The sequence below is a fragment of the Streptomyces sp. SudanB25_2051 genome (genome assembly GCF_964272635.1).
In the GTDB taxonomy this organism is placed as follows: Bacteria; Actinomycetota; Actinomycetes; order Streptomycetales; family Streptomycetaceae; genus Streptomyces.
Map to the genome: position 1 here is coordinate 4,608,930 of NZ_OZ186787.1, position 15,309 is coordinate 4,624,238.

The following is a 15,309-nucleotide window of genomic DNA, read 5'->3' on the forward strand; positions in this document are numbered from 1 at the left end:
AGCCCATGGTTCCGTGGAATAAGCGGGATCGAAATGCGGAGCCCGCCGCCCGATGACGGGAAATGCCGGGGAAAATCAACGCGGCGCCGTCCGGTATTTCCGGGAAACAGCCCCGGGGGCCCGTGCCGCACGGGCCCCCGGTGGCCGCCCTAGGGCCTGTCTTTCGGATCTTCCCGGGGCCGCGGGGCCTGGCACGCACGTCTGCGGCGTTGTCGTCGGTCGCCAGTGTCCCCCAGCTACCGCTGGGAGGTGCCCCCACCGCAATGGCTCCCTCCTCCGCCTTGCATCCGCACGCGCCATGCCCCGCTCACCCACAGGCAAAGACACCGCGCCACGGAGTCGGGCTGATCCGAAAGACAGGCCCTAGACGTCCCGCCGGTCGAGGGTCAGATACGCCCCGCCCAGCGCCACGGCGGCGGCGCCCATCATGATCCACAGCGCCTCCCCGCCGGACGGACCCGGCAGCTCCGCCGCGTTCTCCACGTACAGCGAGCCGAGCAGGGCCGGGATCGAGTACTGGATCAGCGCCTCCCGCACGGTCTCCAGACCGTCCGCGTACAGGCCGAACACCATCACGTACGGCAGCAGCACCAGGCCGATCATCGCCGTGATCGCCCCCGCCGAGTGGCGCAGCACCGCGCCCGCGGCGAGCGACAGCAGCCCGAGGCACGCCATGAAGAGGCCGACGCCGACGGTCACCCGCAGCCACTGGCCGGCACCCGCCCCTCCCGTCGTCCCGAGGATGGCGCTCTGCGCCGCCGCGGTGAGCGCCGCGACGACGGTGGTCGTCAGGAAGACGAGCGTGAAGAAGACGATCGCCTTGGCGGCCAGCACCCGTCCCCGGCTCGGGCACGCCGTCAGGGTCGTGCGGATCAGGCCCGTGCCGAACTCCGAGGTGATCGTCAGCACGCCCAGCGTGATCACGCTCACCGTGGCGAGCATCATCCCGGGCAGCCCCATGTCGAGGACGGAGCCCGGTCGCTGCAGCTCCTCCTCGGGCAGGCGGCCCGCCACGAAGGCCAGCAGCAGTCCGAATCCGGCGACCAGCGCGACCATCACGCCCAGCGTCCAGACCGTCGACCGCAGCGACCGCATCTTGGTCCACTCGGCGAGGAGGGCGTCCCCGAGGTGGGCGCGGCGCACGGGGATGGGGGAGGTGTACGGGGTGGTGGTCATCGGGCGTCCTCGGTGCTGCTGTCGTGCGTACGGCTCTGCTGCGGCCCGCCACCGCCGGGCGCCGCGCCCGGCGGCGTACCCGGAGCGCCGGGCGGTCGCGTACCCGGCGGGGGCGGCGGGGGCGCGTACCAGCCGTCCAGCGGCACGTCCGGCACGGCGGGCGGCTGCTCGGGCACGGGGCCGAGCTCGGCGAGCCGGTCGTCGGTGGAGCGGTAGTCCACGGCGCCCTGCGTCATCCGCATGTACGCCTCCTCCAGCGACGCCTGGTGCGGGGACAGCTCCCACAGCCGCACCCCGGCCTCGTGCGCCACGTCGCTGACGCGGGGGAGCGTCAGCCCGGTCACGCGCAGCGCCCCGTCCGGCTCCGACAGCACGAAGCCGCCCGCCGCGGTCAGCGCGGCCATCAGCTTCTCGCGCTGTTCCGGCTCGCCCTGCGGGGTGCGCACCCGCGCGAAGCCGGCGGAGTTCGCGGCGATGAAGTCGCGGACGCTCATGTCGGCGAGGAGCCGGCCGCGGCCGATGACGATGAGGTGGTCGGCGGTCAGCGCCATCTCGCTCATCAGGTGCGAGGAGACGAAGACCGTGCGGCCCTCGGCGGCCAGTGCCTTCATCAGGTTCCTGACCCAGAGGATGCCCTCGGGGTCCAGTCCGTTGACCGGCTCGTCGAAGAGGAGCACCTGCGGGTCGCCGAGGAGCGCCGCCGCGATCCCCAGGCGCTGGCCCATGCCGAGCGAGAAGCCCTTGGTGCGCCGCCGCGCCACGTCCTGGAGGCCGACGACGCCCAGCACCTCGTCCACGCGCTTGGCGGGGATGCCCGCGAGCTGGGCGAGGGAGAGCAGGTGGCTGCGGGCCTTGCGGCCGCCGTGCACGGCCCGCGCGTCGAGCAGGGCGCCGACCTGCCGCGGCGCGTTGGGCAGCTCGCGGAAGGGGTGGCCGCAGACGGTGACGTGCCCGGCGGTGGGCCGGTCCAGGCCGAGGATCATGCGCATGGTGGTGGACTTGCCGGAGCCGTTCGGCCCCAGGAAGCCGGTGACCACACCCGGCCGCACCTGGAACGACAGGTCGTCCACGGCGGTCTTGGCGCCGTAGCGCTTGGTCAGGCGGACTGCCTCGATCATTCTCCAGCCCCACACAGGTCGGTTCTGCCGTGGGCGGCGAAGCGCCGCGCACCCGCACGCCGAAGGGCCACCCGTAAGAGATAAGAGGGGGGCGGAGCCGTGACGGTTCCGCCCCCCACCGAAAACCTACGCGAAACCTACGCGTCCCGGCGCTTCAGGACCAGTCCGCCGCCGACGAGCGCCACCGCCACCCACAGCAGCATGATCCCGAGCCCGCCCCACGGCCCGTACGGCGGCGGCTCCTGGCCCATCGCTCCCGGAACGACCTGCATGACCCTGGCGCCGGCCTGGTCGGGGAAGTACCGGGCCACCTCGCGGGCGCCGGGCACGGCGGCCAGGATCTGCGAGACGAGGAAGAAGAACGGCACGAGGATGCCGAGCGACAGCATCGAGGAGCGCAGCATCGCCGTCACCCCCATCGAGAACAGCGCCATCAGCCCCATGTAGAGGCCGCCGCCGATCACCGCGCGCAGCACGTTCTCCTCGCCGATCGACGTGCTGTGCTCGCCGAGCAGCGCCTGTCCGGCGAAGAACGACAGGAAGCTGGTGACGAGGCCGACCGCCAGGGCCAGCAGCCCCGCCACGGCGATCTTGGAGTAGAGGAACACGGCCCGCTGCGGCACGGCCGCGAGCGAGGTGCGGATCATGCCGGAGCTGTACTCCGTGCCGACCACCAGGACGCCGAAGACGACCATCGCGAGCTGCCCCAGCAGCATCCCGGAGAAGCTGATCACCGTCGGGTCGAACGTGGCCCGCTCGAACGCGGGCAGCTCCTCGTACCGCGCCCGCATCAGCGCGCTCAGCCCGGCGCCGGCCGCGACCGTCACCACGAAGGCGCTGGCGAGCGTCCACACCGTGGAGGCGACCGTGCGGATCTTGGTCCATTCCGACCGGACGACCGCGGGTACCGATGCCATCGTTCAGGCCCCCTTCACGTCCGCGCCCCACCGGGGAGCGTCGCCGTCGTGTGCGTGGTACTCGACCGACCCGGCGGTCATCCGCATGAACGCCTCCTCCAGGGAGGCCCGCTGGGCGCTCAGCTCGTGGAGGGTGACGCGGTGCTCGGCGAGGAGCTCGCCGACGGCCTCGGTCGTCGCCCCATCGATCTCCAGGGCGCCGTCCTCGGCCTCCACGGGGGTCAGCCCGGCGGCGTCGAGCACGTCCCTGGTCCGCTCGCGCTCCGGGGTGCGCAGCCGCACATAGCTGCGCGAGTTCCGCTGGATGAAATCGGCCATCGACATGTCGGCGAGCAGCCTGCCCTGCCCGATGACCACCAAGTGGTCCGCCGTCAGGGCCATTTCGCTCATCAGATGACTGGAAACGAAGATCGTCCGGCCTTCCGACGCGAGGTGCTGCATCAGATGGCGAATCCAGTGAATTCCCTCGGGGTCCAGACCATTGACGGGTTCGTCGAACATCAGAATGCGGGGGTCACCGAGGAGCGCCGCGGCGATTCCGAGCCGCTGCCCCATTCCCATCGAAAAGTTCTTCGATTTCTTGTGCGCCACCGCCGACAGGCCGACCAGGTCCAGCACCTCGTCGACGCGCCGCGCCGGAATGCGGTTCGACTGCGCCAGGCACAGCAGGTTGTTGTAGGCGGTCCGGCCGCCGTGCATCGCCTTGGCGTCCAGCAGGGCGCCGATGTACTTCAGCGGCTCGTCCAGCTCGCGGTAGTGCCGCCCGTCGATCCGGACCGTGCCGCTCGTCGGCGCGTCCAGGTCCAGCATCATGCGCATCGTCGTCGACTTGCCCGCGCCGTTCGGCCCGAGGAACCCGGTGACCATGCCGGGCCGCACCGTGAACGACAGACCGTCGACGGCCGTCTTCGAACCGAAGCGTTTGGTCAGGCCCTCTAGTTCGATCATGCGTCCACGCTACGGAAGCCGAAGGCCCCCCGCCAACCGACGTGGCGGGGGGCCTCACTCAGCTGCTGCCGACGGTCCTCACGGGGGAACAGGACCGGCGCGCGTCCCGGCCGGCGGTGTCCTGCCGCGGGCCGTGCCGGCGGGTCAGCGCGACTGCTGCGCCGGGACGCCGCGGCTCGTCGGCTCGTCGTCCGGCACGTTCGCGGCCGCGACCGCCGCGCCCGTCAGCGTGGCCAGCATCTCGCGGACGTTGGTCAGCTGGGCGTTGATGGAGTCCCGGCGGTTCGTCAGCGCCGCGAGCTCGCGCTCCGATTCGCTGCGGATACGATCCGCCTTCGCGTTCGCGTCCGCCACGATGTCCTCGGCCTGGCGCTGCGCCGTCTCCACCGTCTGACGGGCCCGGCGCTCCGCGTCCGTACGCAGCTTCTCCGCCTCCAGGCGCAGCTGCTCCGCGCGGTGCTCGATCTCCGCGAGCCGCTTCTCCGCCTTCGCCTGACGCGACGCCAGGTCCCGCTCCGACTGCTCCCGCCGCTTGGCGAGGTTCGTCTCGAAGTCCGCGGCGGCCTGGGCGGCCTTGGCGCGGGTCTCCTCGAACAGCGCGTCGGCCTCCTCGCGCTTCGACTGGGCGTCCTTCTGCGCCTCGGCGCGCAGCTGGTTCGCCTCGGCCTGCGCCTTCTCGACGATGCGGACGCCCTCGTCCTCGGCCTTCGCCTTGCGCTCCGCCGCGTACGCCTCCGCGTCGTTGCGCACCTGCTGCGCCGACGACTCGGCCAGCTCGCGGTGCTGCTCGGCGGCGCGGCGGGCCTCCTCGCGCAGCTCCTTGGCCTCCTCCTCGGCGAGGCGGAGGATCTTCTCGACGCGGGCACCCAGACCGGCGTACGACGGCTCGGCGTCGCTCACCTGGGCCTGTGCGTTCTGCGTCTCGAGGTGGAGTTCCTCGATGCGCTTTTCCAGAGCAGTGATTCGGGCCAGAGCACTGTCACGGTCGGCGACGAGCTTGGTAATGCGGTCGTCCACCTGACCGCGGTCGTAACCACGCCGCACGAGCTCGAAGCCGAAGGGGGAGGAAGTGTCGCTCATGGGGTTCCTGTCGAATGAGACCGGTGAGGTGTTAGAGGGAATCCTAGGGGCCCGAGCGGCGTGTCACCGAGCGGATGACCGTTTGATTGGGAGAATGTCCAGCCTTTCGAGTGGCTCAATCGGTGTTTGACTTGCCACTCGAACGGGTACCGGCCGATGCTCCCGCCTTGACGCCCCCGTCCTTGTTCCCCGCGGCGGGCGTCTCGAACGACTCCAGCGCCTCCAGCACCGCCTGCACCCGGGCGATCTCGCCCTGGATGTCCTTCTGACGGCGCTCCAGCACCTCCAGCTCCCCCCGGCCCTCCGCCAGCAGGCGCTCGGCCTCCGCCTCGGCGTCCTCCTTCAGCTTCTGCGCCTCGCGGGTCGCCTCGGCCTTCTTCTGGTTGGCCTCCTTCAGGAGGACCTCCGCCTTCTTCACCGCGGCGATACGGACCTTGCTGGCCTCCGAGTTGGCGTCCGACAGCAGCTCCTTCGCCTTGGCCTCGGCCTCGGCGAGCTGCTGCTCCGCCGTCCGCACCAGCTTGTCGGCCCGCTCCCCGGCGACCCGCATCTGCTCGGCGCTCTCCCGGCGGGCCCGCTCGTGCAGGTCCTCGATCTCCGCCTCGGTCCGGGAACGCAGGTCCTCCATGCGCTCCCTTATGGCGTTGGCGTCGCTCCGGGCACCCACGAGCAGCTCGTCCGCGTCCGTACGGGCCTTCTCCACCAGGGCGTTGCCCTCGATGGTCGCCTCGGACACGATCCGCTCGGCCTCCTGGCGGGCCGCGCCGACCATCGTGTCCGCCTGCGCCTCGGCCTCGGTCGTGGCGCGCAGCGCCTCCTCGCGGGCCTTCTCCACCAACTGGTCGGCCTGCTCGGCCGCGTCGGCCCGGCGCTTCGCCGCGGCCTCGCGCGCCTCGTCCAGCACCCGGTCCGCCTCCGCGCGGGCCTCCGCGCGCAGCCGCTCCGCGGCCTCCTCGGTCTCCTTCAGGTGGCGCGCCGCCTCCTTGCGGATGCGCTCCGCCGCCTGCTGCGCCGCGCCGACCGTCTCGGCGGCCTCGGCCCGCAGCCGCTCCGCCTCCCCGGACGCCTCCGCGATGAGCGTGTCGGCCTGCTCCGCCGCGTCCGAGCGCCGCTTGTCGGCGTCCTTGCGCGCCTCGTCCCGCAGCCGGGCCGCCTCGGCCTGCGCCTCGTCGAGCACCTCGACCGCCTCGGTCGCCAGGCGGTCGGCCTCCTCGGTCGCCAGCGCCGTGATGCGCTCCGCCTCGCCGGTGGCGTCACCGACGATCCGCTCGGCCCGCTCCGTGGCGTCGCCGACCAGCTTCTCCGCCTCCGCGGACGCCTCCGTGACCAGCCGGTCCGCCTGCGCGGCCGCCTCGGACCGGATGCGGTTGGCGTCGCCGCGGGCCTCCGCGCGGGTGCGCGCCGCGTCCTGCTCGGCCGACGCCAGCGAGTCCGACGCCTCCGTGCGCACCCGCTGCGCGTACTCGGCGCTGTCCGCCTTGAGCCGCTCGGCCTCCGCCAGCGCCTCCTTGACGGCCCGCTCGGCGAGCGACTTCGCCGCCTCGCTCTCCTCCTGAGCCCGCTCGCGGACCCGCGCCGCGTCCTCCGCGGCCCGCTCCCGCTCCTGGTAGGCGTCGGCGCGGACCCGGTCCGCCTCCTCCTGCGCCTCGGTGCGCGTCCGCTCCGCCGCGTGCTCGGCCGCCGAACGCAACCCGGCGATCTCCTCCTCGGCCGCCTCCTGGAGGCCGGCCACCGAGTCCCGCACCTGCTGCGCGGTCTGCTCGGCGGCGGACACCAGCTCCGTGGCGCGCTGGTCCGCCTCCTCGACCAGCCGCTGCGCCTCCGCCTGCGCGTCCTCGACCCGCTTGCGGGCGGACGCCAGCAGCTCCTCGCTCTGCTGCCGGGCGCGCTCGCGCTCCTGGTCCGCCTCGGCGCGCGCGGCGCCCAGGGTCTCCTCGGCCTCCCGGCGGCGCCGGTTGGCCTCCTCCTGCGCGGCCGCCAGCTCCTCGGCGGCCTCCGTCTTGAGCCGCTCCGCCGCGCCCTGCGCCTCGGCGCGCACCCGGTCGGCGGTCTCCTGCGCCTCCGTCCGCAGCCGCTCCGCCTCCGCGGCGGCCTCGGCCCGGAGCCGTACGGCGGTGTTCTCCGCCTCGGCACGCGAACTGGACGCGTCCGCCGCGGCCTCGGTGCGCAGCCGCTCGGCCTCCTGCTCGGCCTGCTCCTGCAGGGTGCGCCGCCGCTCGGCGGCCTCGGCGCGCAGCCGCTCCGTCTCCTCGGCGGCCTCCCTGCGCAGCCGCTCCGACTCCGCGCGGGCCTCCTCGAGGGCCTGCTCGGCCGCGGTGAGCCGGGTCTCGGCCTCCTCGTGGAGACGCGTCAGCTCCTCGGCGGCCTCCGCCTGCCGGGCCGCCACACCCCGCTCGGCCTCCTCGCGCAGCGCCTCGGCGGCGGCCTCGGCGGCCGCGCGCACGGACTCGGCCTGCTCCTCGGCGTCGGCGCGCAGCTGCTCCGCCTCGGCGCGGGTGCGCTCCAGGATCTCCTCGGCCTGGGCGCGCAGGGCCGTCGCCCGCTCGATCGCCTCCGTGCGGACCCGCTCGCTCTCTGCGGTCGCCGCCGTGCGCAGCTCGTCCGCGTCCGCCTTCGCCTTGGTCAGCAGCTCCTCGGCGGTCTTGGCGGCCTCCTCGATCTGCTGGACGGACTCGCGGCGCGCCTCGGCGCGGATGCGCTCGCCCTCCGCGATCGCCTCCGACCGCAGCTGCTCGGCCTCCCCGCGCAGCCGCCGCGCCTCCTCCTGGAGCTCGACGGTTTTGGCGCGGTACTCCTTGGTGTCGTCCTTGGCGGCGCCCCGCAGCTGCTCGGCCGTGTCGGCGGCCTCGCCGACGAGCCGGTCGGCCTCGGCCTCCGCCTCGCGCCGGATGCGCTCGGCCTCCTCGGCCGCCTTGCGGGTGGTCGCCTGCGCCTCGTCGGACGCCTTGCCGAGCATCTCCTCGGCGGCGCGGGCGGCGTTGGCGAGCTGCGCGGCGGAGTCCTCGGCGGCCTTCGTACGGGCCTTCTCCGCGGCCTCGGCGATGAGCTTCTCTGCCTCGGCGCGGGCGTCCGCGAGGGCCTGCTCGGCGTCGGCGCGCAGCGCCTCGGCCTCCTTGGTGGCCTCCCCGACCAGCCGGGCGATCTCCGTCTTGGCCGTACGGGTGCGCTGCTCGTTGGCCGACTCGGCGGCGGCGATCCGCTTGGCGGCGTCCTCGGTGGCGGCGGCGACGACCTTGTCGGCCTCGGCGCGGGCCAGCCGCAGCCGCTCCTCCGCCTCCTGCATCCGCTGCTCGGCGGCGCGGCTCAGCTCGGCGGCCTGGCGGCGGGCCTGCTCGGCCTCGCCGGCGGTGGCCGTACGGAGCTGCTCGGCGTGGCTGGCGGCCTCCTGGGCCTGGGTGGACGCGGCGTTGAGCAGCCGCTCGGCGTCCTTGCGGGCGCGCAGCAGGATCGACTCGGCCTCGGCGCGGGCGGCCTCCGACTCGGCGGCGAGCCGCTGGCGGGCCTCCTCCGCGACCCGGGCGGCCTCGGCGCGGGCGGCGGCCAGGGCCTGCTCCGCCTCGGCTCGGGACTCCTCCATCAGGCGCCGCGCCTGGGCCTCCGTACGGGCGCGCAGCTGCTCCGCCCAGGCGACGTTCTCGTTGACGTGCGCCTCGACGGTCCTGCGGCGCTCGGCGAGCTCCTGGTCGAGCTGCTGGCGCCGCTGCACGGCCTCGTTGTGCAACTCGGCCTGGAGACGGGCCTGGTGCTCGGCGTGCTCCTGGAGGATGCGCTGGGTCTGGGCGCGGGCCTCGCGCAGTTCGCGCTCCGCGTCGGAGCGCATCTGCTCGGCCTGCATCTGGGCGTTGCGCAGCATCTGTTCGGCCTGGTAGCCGATGTCCGCGCTGTCGTAGGCAGGCCGGGACGCGATGGCGCGCCGGGCCTCGTGGAGCTTGGCGCGCAACACCTCGACCTGGTAACCGAGGTCCTCGGCGTGCTGGACGGCCTTCTCCCGCTCGGTCTTCAGCCGGTCCATCTCGGCCTCGAACCGCGAAAGGTGGTCGTCGTCAGCCCGGTGGCTCTCCTGGCGTTCGTAGCCCCGCACTGCGCGGTCCCATCCGTCCCCTGGTCGCGAACTCTCTTCGTACGGGCACCGTTCGCCGGCGAACGGCCCCCCGGGGAATGGTGTCAGATCGACGCTTCCGACGACGACGCCGCAGGGCGGCCCCGACCCGGCCCCGGCCCGGAGCGGCCCACTCTACCGGGCCGGGACGCGTCGGTTCAGTGCTCGGCTGAGGAGGGCTCAGCCGACGTGACCAGTTCCGTCAGGACGCCGTGGCAGTCCTTGGGGTGCAGGAACGTGATCCTGGACCCCATGGAGCCGCGCCGCGGCTCGTCGTAGAGGACGCGGACGCCCTTGTCGCGGATGGCGGCGGCGTCGCCGTCCACGTCGGCGGTGCCGAAGGCGATGTGGTGGACCCCCTCCCCGTTCTTCGCCAGCCACTTGGCGACGGTGGAGTCCTCGCGGATCGGCTCCAGCAGCTGGAGGTAGGAGGCGCCGCCGTCCGACGTCTCGTTGATCTTGAGCATGGCCTCGCGCACCCCCTGCTCCTCGTTGACCTCGGTGTGGAAGACCTCGAAGCCGTACGTCGAGCGGTAGAACTCGACCGTCTTGTCGAGGTCGAAGCAGGCGATACCGATGTGGTCGATTCTCGTGAGCATGCGAACAGTGCAGCGCTCCACGGGCCGGTTACGCAACGTGCGCGCCGTCACACCGATCGGCCGGTGACCTGGGCTGGCACGGCTCAGTACATTGGCGGTAAACCCTCGTTCACTCCGCAGCCCTCCCGGCTGAAAGGGGATCGTCCTCATGTCTGGAACGACCGGTACCACCTCCGTGATCGTCGCGGGTGCCCGTACGCCGATGGGCCGGCTGCTCGGCTCGCTCAGCTCCTTCTCCGGTGCCGACCTCGGCGGCTTCGCCATCAAGGCCGCCCTCGACCGGGCCGGCATCGGGGGCGACCAGGTGCAGTACGTGATCATGGGCCAGGTGCTCACGGGCGGCGCCGGGCAGATCCCCGCCCGCCAGGCCGCCGTCAAGGCCGGCATCCCCATGAGCGTGCCCGCCCTGACGGTCAACAAGGTCTGCCTCTCCGGCCTCGACGCGATCGCGCTCGCCGACCAGCTGATCCGCGCCGGCGAGTTCGACGTGATCGTCGCCGGCGGCCAGGAGTCCATGACCAACGCCCCGCACCTGCTGCCCAAGTCCCGCGAGGGCTACAAGTACGGCGCGATCGAGATGATCGACTCGATGGCGCACGACGGCCTCACCGACCCGTTCGAGCACATCGGCATGGGCCCCTCCACCGAGCGGCACAACGCCCGCCTCGGCATCACCCGCGCCGAGCAGGACGAGGTCTCCGCGCTGTCGCACCAGCGCGCGGCGGCCGCCCAGAAGAACGGCCTGTTCGAGGCCGAGATCACGCCCGTGGAGATCCCGCAGCGCAAGGGCGACCCGGTGATCTTCGCCAAGGATGAAGGCATCCGCCCGGACACCACCGTCGAGACGCTCGCCAAGCTCCGCCCGGCGTTCGACAAGGAGGGCACGATCACGGCCGGCTCCTCCTCGCAGATCTCCGACGGCGCCGCGGCCGTCGTCGTGATGAGCAAGGCCAAGGCCGAGGAGCTGGGCCTGGAGTGGATCGCCGAGATCGGCGCGCACGGCAATGTCGCGGGCCCGGACAACAGCCTCCACTCCCAGCCGTCCAACGCGATCCTGCACGCCCTGAAGAAGGAGGGCCTCGGCGTCGAGGACCTCGACCTGATCGAGATCAACGAGGCGTTCGGCGCCGTCCAGGTGCAGTCCATGAAGGACCTGGGCGTTTCCCCTGAAAAGGTGAACGTCAACGGTGGCGCGATCGCGCTGGGCCACCCCATCGGCATGTCCGGCGCCCGTATCGTGCTGCACCTGGCGCTGGAGCTCAAGCGGCGCGGCGGCGGCATCGGCGCGGCGGGCCTGTGCGGCGGCGGCGGCCAGGGCGACGCGCTGATCGTCCGTGTCCCGAGCGCTTCGGCGAAGTAAGGAGCTCTGTACGTGATGGTGGACGTCCCCGCACTGGTCGCCCAGGCACGGGAGGGCCGGCCGCGCGCCGTGGCCCGGCTGATCTCGCTCGTGGAGGGGGCGTCCCCGCAGCTCCGTGAGGTGATGGCGGCCCTGGCCCCGCTCTCCGGCGGCGCGTACGTGGTGGGCCTGACGGGCTCGCCCGGCGTCGGCAAGTCCACGTCGACGTCCGCGCTGGTCTCCGCGTACCGCAGGGCCGGCAAGCGGGTCGGCGTGCTGGCGGTCGACCCGTCGTCCCCGTTCTCCGGCGGCGCCCTGCTCGGCGACCGGGTCCGGATGTCCGAGCACGCCTCCGACCCAGGCGTGTACATCCGCTCCATGGCCACCCGAGGCCACCTGGGCGGGCTGGCCTGGGCGGCGCCGCAGGCGATCCGCGTGCTCGACGCGGCCGGCTGCGACGTGGTGCTCGTGGAGACGGTCGGCGTCGGCCAGTCCGAGGTGGAGATCGCCTCGCAGGCCGACACCTCGGTGGTGCTGCTGGCGCCCGGCATGGGCGACGGCATCCAGGCGGCGAAGGCCGGGATCCTGGAGATCGGCGACGTGTACGTGGTGAACAAGGCGGACCGGGACGGCGCCGACGCGACGGCCCGCGAGCTGAACCACATGCTGGGCCTGGGCGAGGCGCGGGCGCCGGGCGACTGGCGGCCGCCGATCGTGAAGACGGTCGCCGCGCGCGGGGAGGGCGTCGACGAGGTCGTGGAGGCCCTGGAGAAGCACCGCGCGTGGATGGAGGAGCACGGGGTGCTGGCGGAGCGCCGCAGGGCGCGCGCCGCGCACGAGGTGGAGACCATCGCGGTCACCGCCCTGCGCGAGCGGATCGGCGACCTGCGCGGCGACCGCCGCCTGGGCGCCCTGGCCGAGCGCATCGTGGCCGGCGAGCTGGACCCGTACGCGGCGGCCGACGAGCTGGTGGCGGGCCTGACGGGCCGCTGAGGCCGCGTGAGGCCGTACGGGCGCCGGGAGGCGTCCGCCGCGGGCCGCGCGCTCGCGTACCCGGCCGCACACGTGGAACGGCCCCGTCCCCCGGTCAGGGGCGGGGCCGTTCCACGTGTGTCGTCCCGGCGGTGGAGGGTCTGTCGGCGTGGCCCTCACCGGGGGAGTGGCCCCGCGGGGCAGCGCGGGGGCGTGGTGCGCCGGGTTACGGCTTGCCGCGCAGCCCGCGCAGGTGCTCCGCGATGGGCCTCAGGGAGGTGTGCAGCCCGTTCAGGGCCTCGGGGGAGAGCTGGTCGATGAAGTGCCTGCGCACCGACTCGACGTGGTGGGGTGCCACCTTGCGCATGGTCTCCATGCCCTGGTCGGTCAGCACGGCGTACAGTCCGCGCCGGTCCGACTCGCAGTTCTCGCGCCGGACCAGCCCGGCGTTCTCCATGCGGGTGATCTGGTGCGAGAGCCGGCTCTTGGACTGGAGGGTGGCGGCGGCGAGGTCACTCATCCGCAGCCGCCGCTCAGGTGACTCCGAGAGGTTCACGAGGATCTCGTAGTCGTTGTAGGTCAGCCCGAACGGCTGGAGGTCCTTCTCCAGCTGGTACGTCAGGAGTCGGTTGACGTCCAGATAGGTGCGCCAGGCGCACTGCTCGGTATCGGTCAGCCACGGGGTGGCCGTCTCGGTCTCCATATATGGATTCTACCTAAGATGTTGAAAATTGGACGAAGTGAAGTGACGCCGCTTCGCTTCCCCGTCCCCCGTCCTCGAACGCCTGCGCCCCCGCGAGGGCGCAGACGTTCGAGCGCGTCACACTCCGCAGACTACCGCTCACAGCCCGAAGCGACGCTGGAGGTCGCCCAGCTGGCCGGGAAGGCGCGGTGCCGATCCGTGGGAGCCCTGGCCTGAACCATGCGGCGCACCGCCACCGGGGACGCCCGGCTCGTGCGGAACGGTTCCCGTGCCCTGCTCCGGCATCAGCGCCTCCGACGACTGGAGCAGCACCGTGCCCGCGCCCACGAACTCGAACTGGTGCTCCTCGCCCGACGCGCCGCCGATCCCCGTCAGCGCCCGCAGCCCGCCCAGCACGCCCGTCATGTACCCGTGGTCGTAGTGGTGGCACGGCGACGGGCAGTCCGCCCAGCCCACCAGCGCCTGCGGGTCCACCCGGATCGGCGGCTCCATGAACACCACCGGCCCGTTCGACGCCGCCACGAACTTCCCCGTCCCGATCAGCGTCAGGAAACCCGGCACGATGGACTGCTTCAGCGACAGCGACGGCTCGAACGCCAGCAGGTTCCCGGCCCGGATCGTCAGATTGCCCTGGTCCAGGTCGTAGGAGTTCACATCGAACGCCCGGTCCGCCAGCAGCATCTTCCCGCTGCCCTCCGCGACCACCCAGTCCCCGGCGTGCATCGGCGAGTGGAAGCTCGTGCGCACCAGCCGGTCCAGCGCCCCGTGGCCCACGCCGTTGAAGGCGATGTTCCCGTAGTACGCGATCATCTTCCCCTTCTGCAGGAACCACCGGGACCCCTTGAGATCCACGCAGAAGGTGTACGGGTTGACGTTGTCGTCGCTCGGCAGAGTCGACGGGTCGAACACCGCGGACGTGCTCACAGCTTCTCCTCCGACGCCTGGACGTACACCGCACCGCTGCCGCTCAGCTCCAGCTGGAACGCCTCGCCCGAGCCGCGCCCCACCATGTCGCGCCAGCCGAGCGCGGTGGACAGCTTGTTGCGTACGTCGCCGTGGTGCGCGACATACGCCTGCGGGTCCACGTGGACCGGCCGCCCCGGCGCGATCGGCAGCTCGATCACCCCGCCGTGCGCCATGACGGCGACGGCGCCGTGCCCCTTCAGGGTCGTGGTGAACAGCCCCTGGCCGGTCACCTGGCCGCGCACCATGCCCATCACCCCGCCCTGGGAGCCCATGAACATCGTGCCCTGCTCCAGCGTCCCGTCGAACGCCAGCAGCCGGTCGGCCTCCACGTACAGCGTCTCCCCGGACAGGCGGATGACCTGCACATGGTGCCCGCCGTGCCCGAACAGCACCGTGCCGCTGCCCTCCACGGTCATCAGCGGCGCCGCCTCGCCCGCCACGCGCCGGCCGAGCATCGCCATGACGCCGCCCTGGCCCCCGGCGGTGTTCGGCGTGAATGTGACGTCACCCGTGTACGCGAGCATCGCCCCGCGCTGGCTGAACATCCGCTGCCCCGGCGCGACCGAGGCCTCGACCATCTTGGAGTTGATCTCCCGGAACGGCATCAAACGTCGCCTCCCACCGTGTTGCGCTCGCTGGGCTGGACGTACACGAGCCCGTCGCCCTCGAAGCGGATCTGGAACGCCTCGCCGCCGCCCTCGCCCAGCAGCGTGCGGAACGTCACACCGGACTGGAAGGTCTGCTGGAGGTTCCCCTGGTGCGCCACGTACGCCCCGGGGTCCACGGCGAGCGGGTACTGCGGGGTCACCCGCAGCACCACCGCGGGCCCGTCGGACATGATCGCCACCTGCCCGGAGCCCTCGACGGTCGTCGTGAAGAGCCCGGTACCGGTGGCGCCGCCGCGCAGGCCGGTGAACGTCGTCCCGGTGCGCAGCCCGCCGTCGGCGCACAGCAGATTGCTCGCCTCGACGTTCAGCCTGTCGCCGTGCAGCGCGAGGACCGTGATGTCGGAGGCCCGGTCGGCGAAGTAGCAGGTGCCCTGCCCCCTCACCTCCATGACCTCCATCTGCTCGCCCGTGAGCCGCCGGGTGACCATGCCGCGCAGGCCCTCGCCGCCGCCGCTCATCTTCTTGAAGGCCATGTCGCCGTCGTACGCGACCATCGAGCCGTTCTTCGCCCGGACCGCGTCCCCGCCGAGGTCGACGGCGAGGACCTTGCTGCCTTGGAGTCGGAAGGTTGCCACGGCCCGACGGTATCCGCCCGGACGGCACGGGCGACACCACCGCCGGTCCGGTCCGGGCCCGCAGGCGCCCCCGCCCCCACCCCGATGGGCCGGACCCCTCCCCGCCCCTGCCACAATGGGCGGGACGCTTGTGCGCCCATTCACAAGAC

General features: G+C 72.8%; 13 protein-coding genes. 2 read left to right on the top strand and 11 right to left on the bottom strand.

Annotated elements, in window-relative coordinates; all coding sequences use genetic code 11:
* Positions 1 to 363 precede the first annotated feature (363 nt).
* From ACSUPT_RS20860 to mce, 7 genes are all read right to left on the bottom strand, one after another.
* On the bottom strand, positions 364 to 1,176 hold the full coding sequence (locus ACSUPT_RS20860) for an ABC transporter permease (RefSeq protein ID WP_351967856.1): 813 nt from the start codon (positions 1,174 to 1,176) through the stop codon (positions 364 to 366).
* The gene (locus tag ACSUPT_RS20865) at positions 1,173 to 2,294 is read right to left on the bottom strand and encodes an ABC transporter ATP-binding protein (protein ID WP_351967855.1); all 1,122 of its coding nucleotides are present in this window, start codon (positions 2,292 to 2,294) and stop codon (positions 1,173 to 1,175) included. The genes ACSUPT_RS20860 and ACSUPT_RS20865 overlap by 4 nt, the downstream gene beginning before the upstream one ends.
* Before the next feature lie 137 nt (positions 2,295 to 2,431).
* On the bottom strand, positions 2,432 to 3,211 hold the full coding sequence (locus ACSUPT_RS20870; RefSeq protein WP_351967854.1) for an ABC transporter permease: 780 nt from the start codon (positions 3,209 to 3,211) through the stop codon (positions 2,432 to 2,434).
* A 3-nt stretch (positions 3,212 to 3,214) separates the two neighbouring features.
* A complete protein-coding gene (locus ACSUPT_RS20875) occupies positions 3,215 to 4,159 on the bottom strand; it encodes an ABC transporter ATP-binding protein (RefSeq protein ID WP_351967853.1) in 945 nt (314 codons plus the stop codon).
* Between the two features lie 144 nt (positions 4,160 to 4,303).
* Positions 4,304 to 5,239 (bottom strand): cellulose-binding protein, encoded by a 936-nt coding sequence (locus tag ACSUPT_RS20880; RefSeq protein WP_351967852.1) that lies wholly within the window; start codon positions 5,237 to 5,239, stop codon positions 4,304 to 4,306.
* A gap of 115 nt (positions 5,240 to 5,354) precedes the next feature.
* Complete coding sequence (scy, locus tag ACSUPT_RS20885) at positions 5,355 to 9,320, bottom strand: polarized growth protein Scy (RefSeq protein WP_436945253.1); 3,966 nt, start codon at positions 9,318 to 9,320, stop codon at positions 5,355 to 5,357.
* 176 nt (positions 9,321 to 9,496) lie between these two features.
* Positions 9,497 to 9,937 (bottom strand): methylmalonyl-CoA epimerase, encoded by a 441-nt coding sequence (gene mce, locus ACSUPT_RS20890; RefSeq protein ID WP_351967850.1) that lies wholly within the window; start codon positions 9,935 to 9,937, stop codon positions 9,497 to 9,499.
* A gap of 148 nt (positions 9,938 to 10,085) precedes the next feature.
* On the opposite strand from mce, the gene ACSUPT_RS20895 reads away from it, so the two are divergent.
* Both ACSUPT_RS20895 and meaB read left to right on the top strand, forming a co-directional pair.
* The gene (locus ACSUPT_RS20895; RefSeq protein WP_351967849.1) at positions 10,086 to 11,297 is read left to right on the top strand and encodes an acetyl-CoA C-acetyltransferase; all 1,212 of its coding nucleotides are present in this window, start codon (positions 10,086 to 10,088) and stop codon (positions 11,295 to 11,297) included.
* A 15-nt stretch (positions 11,298 to 11,312) separates the two neighbouring features.
* Positions 11,313 to 12,269, top strand: a complete 957-nt coding sequence (gene meaB, locus ACSUPT_RS20900) for a methylmalonyl Co-A mutase-associated GTPase MeaB (RefSeq protein ID WP_351967848.1) — start codon at positions 11,313 to 11,315, stop codon at positions 12,267 to 12,269.
* Positions 12,270 to 12,474: 205 nt separating this feature from the next.
* On the opposite strand, the gene ACSUPT_RS20905 is transcribed toward meaB, so the two are convergent.
* The 4 genes from ACSUPT_RS20905 to ACSUPT_RS20920 all read right to left on the bottom strand — a co-directional run bounded on the left by ACSUPT_RS20905 (position 12,475) and on the right by ACSUPT_RS20920 (position 15,160).
* Entirely contained in the window at positions 12,475 to 12,951 is a 477-nt protein-coding gene (locus tag ACSUPT_RS20905; protein WP_351967847.1) for a MarR family winged helix-turn-helix transcriptional regulator, read from the bottom strand.
* 138 nt (positions 12,952 to 13,089) lie between these two features.
* Complete coding sequence (locus tag ACSUPT_RS20910) at positions 13,090 to 13,875, bottom strand: AIM24 family protein (protein WP_351967846.1); 786 nt, start codon at positions 13,873 to 13,875, stop codon at positions 13,090 to 13,092.
* Complete coding sequence (locus tag ACSUPT_RS20915; protein WP_351967845.1) at positions 13,872 to 14,522, bottom strand: AIM24 family protein; 651 nt, start codon at positions 14,520 to 14,522, stop codon at positions 13,872 to 13,874. The genes ACSUPT_RS20910 and ACSUPT_RS20915 overlap by 4 nt, the downstream gene beginning before the upstream one ends.
* Positions 14,522 to 15,160: an AIM24 family protein gene (locus ACSUPT_RS20920; protein WP_351967844.1), complete on the bottom strand. Its 639-nt coding sequence runs from the start codon at positions 15,158 to 15,160 to the stop codon at positions 14,522 to 14,524. The genes ACSUPT_RS20915 and ACSUPT_RS20920 overlap by 1 nt, the downstream gene beginning before the upstream one ends.
* Positions 15,161 to 15,309: the final 149 nt, after the last annotated feature.

Coding starts and splice junctions, on each gene's coding strand:
- ACSUPT_RS20860 (WP_351967856.1), bottom strand. CDS start 1,176: ATGACCACCACCCCGTACACCTCCCCCATCCCCGTGCGCCGCGCCCAC.
- ACSUPT_RS20865 (WP_351967855.1), bottom strand. CDS start 2,294: ATGATCGAGGCAGTCCGCCTGACCAAGCGCTACGGCGCCAAGACCGCC.
- ACSUPT_RS20870 (WP_351967854.1), bottom strand. CDS start 3,211: ATGGCATCGGTACCCGCGGTCGTCCGGTCGGAATGGACCAAGATCCGC.
- ACSUPT_RS20875 (WP_351967853.1), bottom strand. CDS start 4,159: ATGATCGAACTAGAGGGCCTGACCAAACGCTTCGGTTCGAAGACGGCC.
- ACSUPT_RS20880 (WP_351967852.1), bottom strand. CDS start 5,239: ATGAGCGACACTTCCTCCCCCTTCGGCTTCGAGCTCGTGCGGCGTGGT.
- mce (WP_351967850.1), bottom strand. CDS start 9,937: ATGCTCACGAGAATCGACCACATCGGTATCGCCTGCTTCGACCTCGAC.
- ACSUPT_RS20895 (WP_351967849.1), top strand. CDS start 10,086: ATGTCTGGAACGACCGGTACCACCTCCGTGATCGTCGCGGGTGCCCGT.
- meaB (WP_351967848.1), top strand. CDS start 11,313: ATGGTGGACGTCCCCGCACTGGTCGCCCAGGCACGGGAGGGCCGGCCG.
- ACSUPT_RS20905 (WP_351967847.1), bottom strand. CDS start 12,951: ATGGAGACCGAGACGGCCACCCCGTGGCTGACCGATACCGAGCAGTGC.
- ACSUPT_RS20915 (WP_351967845.1), bottom strand. CDS start 14,522: ATGCCGTTCCGGGAGATCAACTCCAAGATGGTCGAGGCCTCGGTCGCG.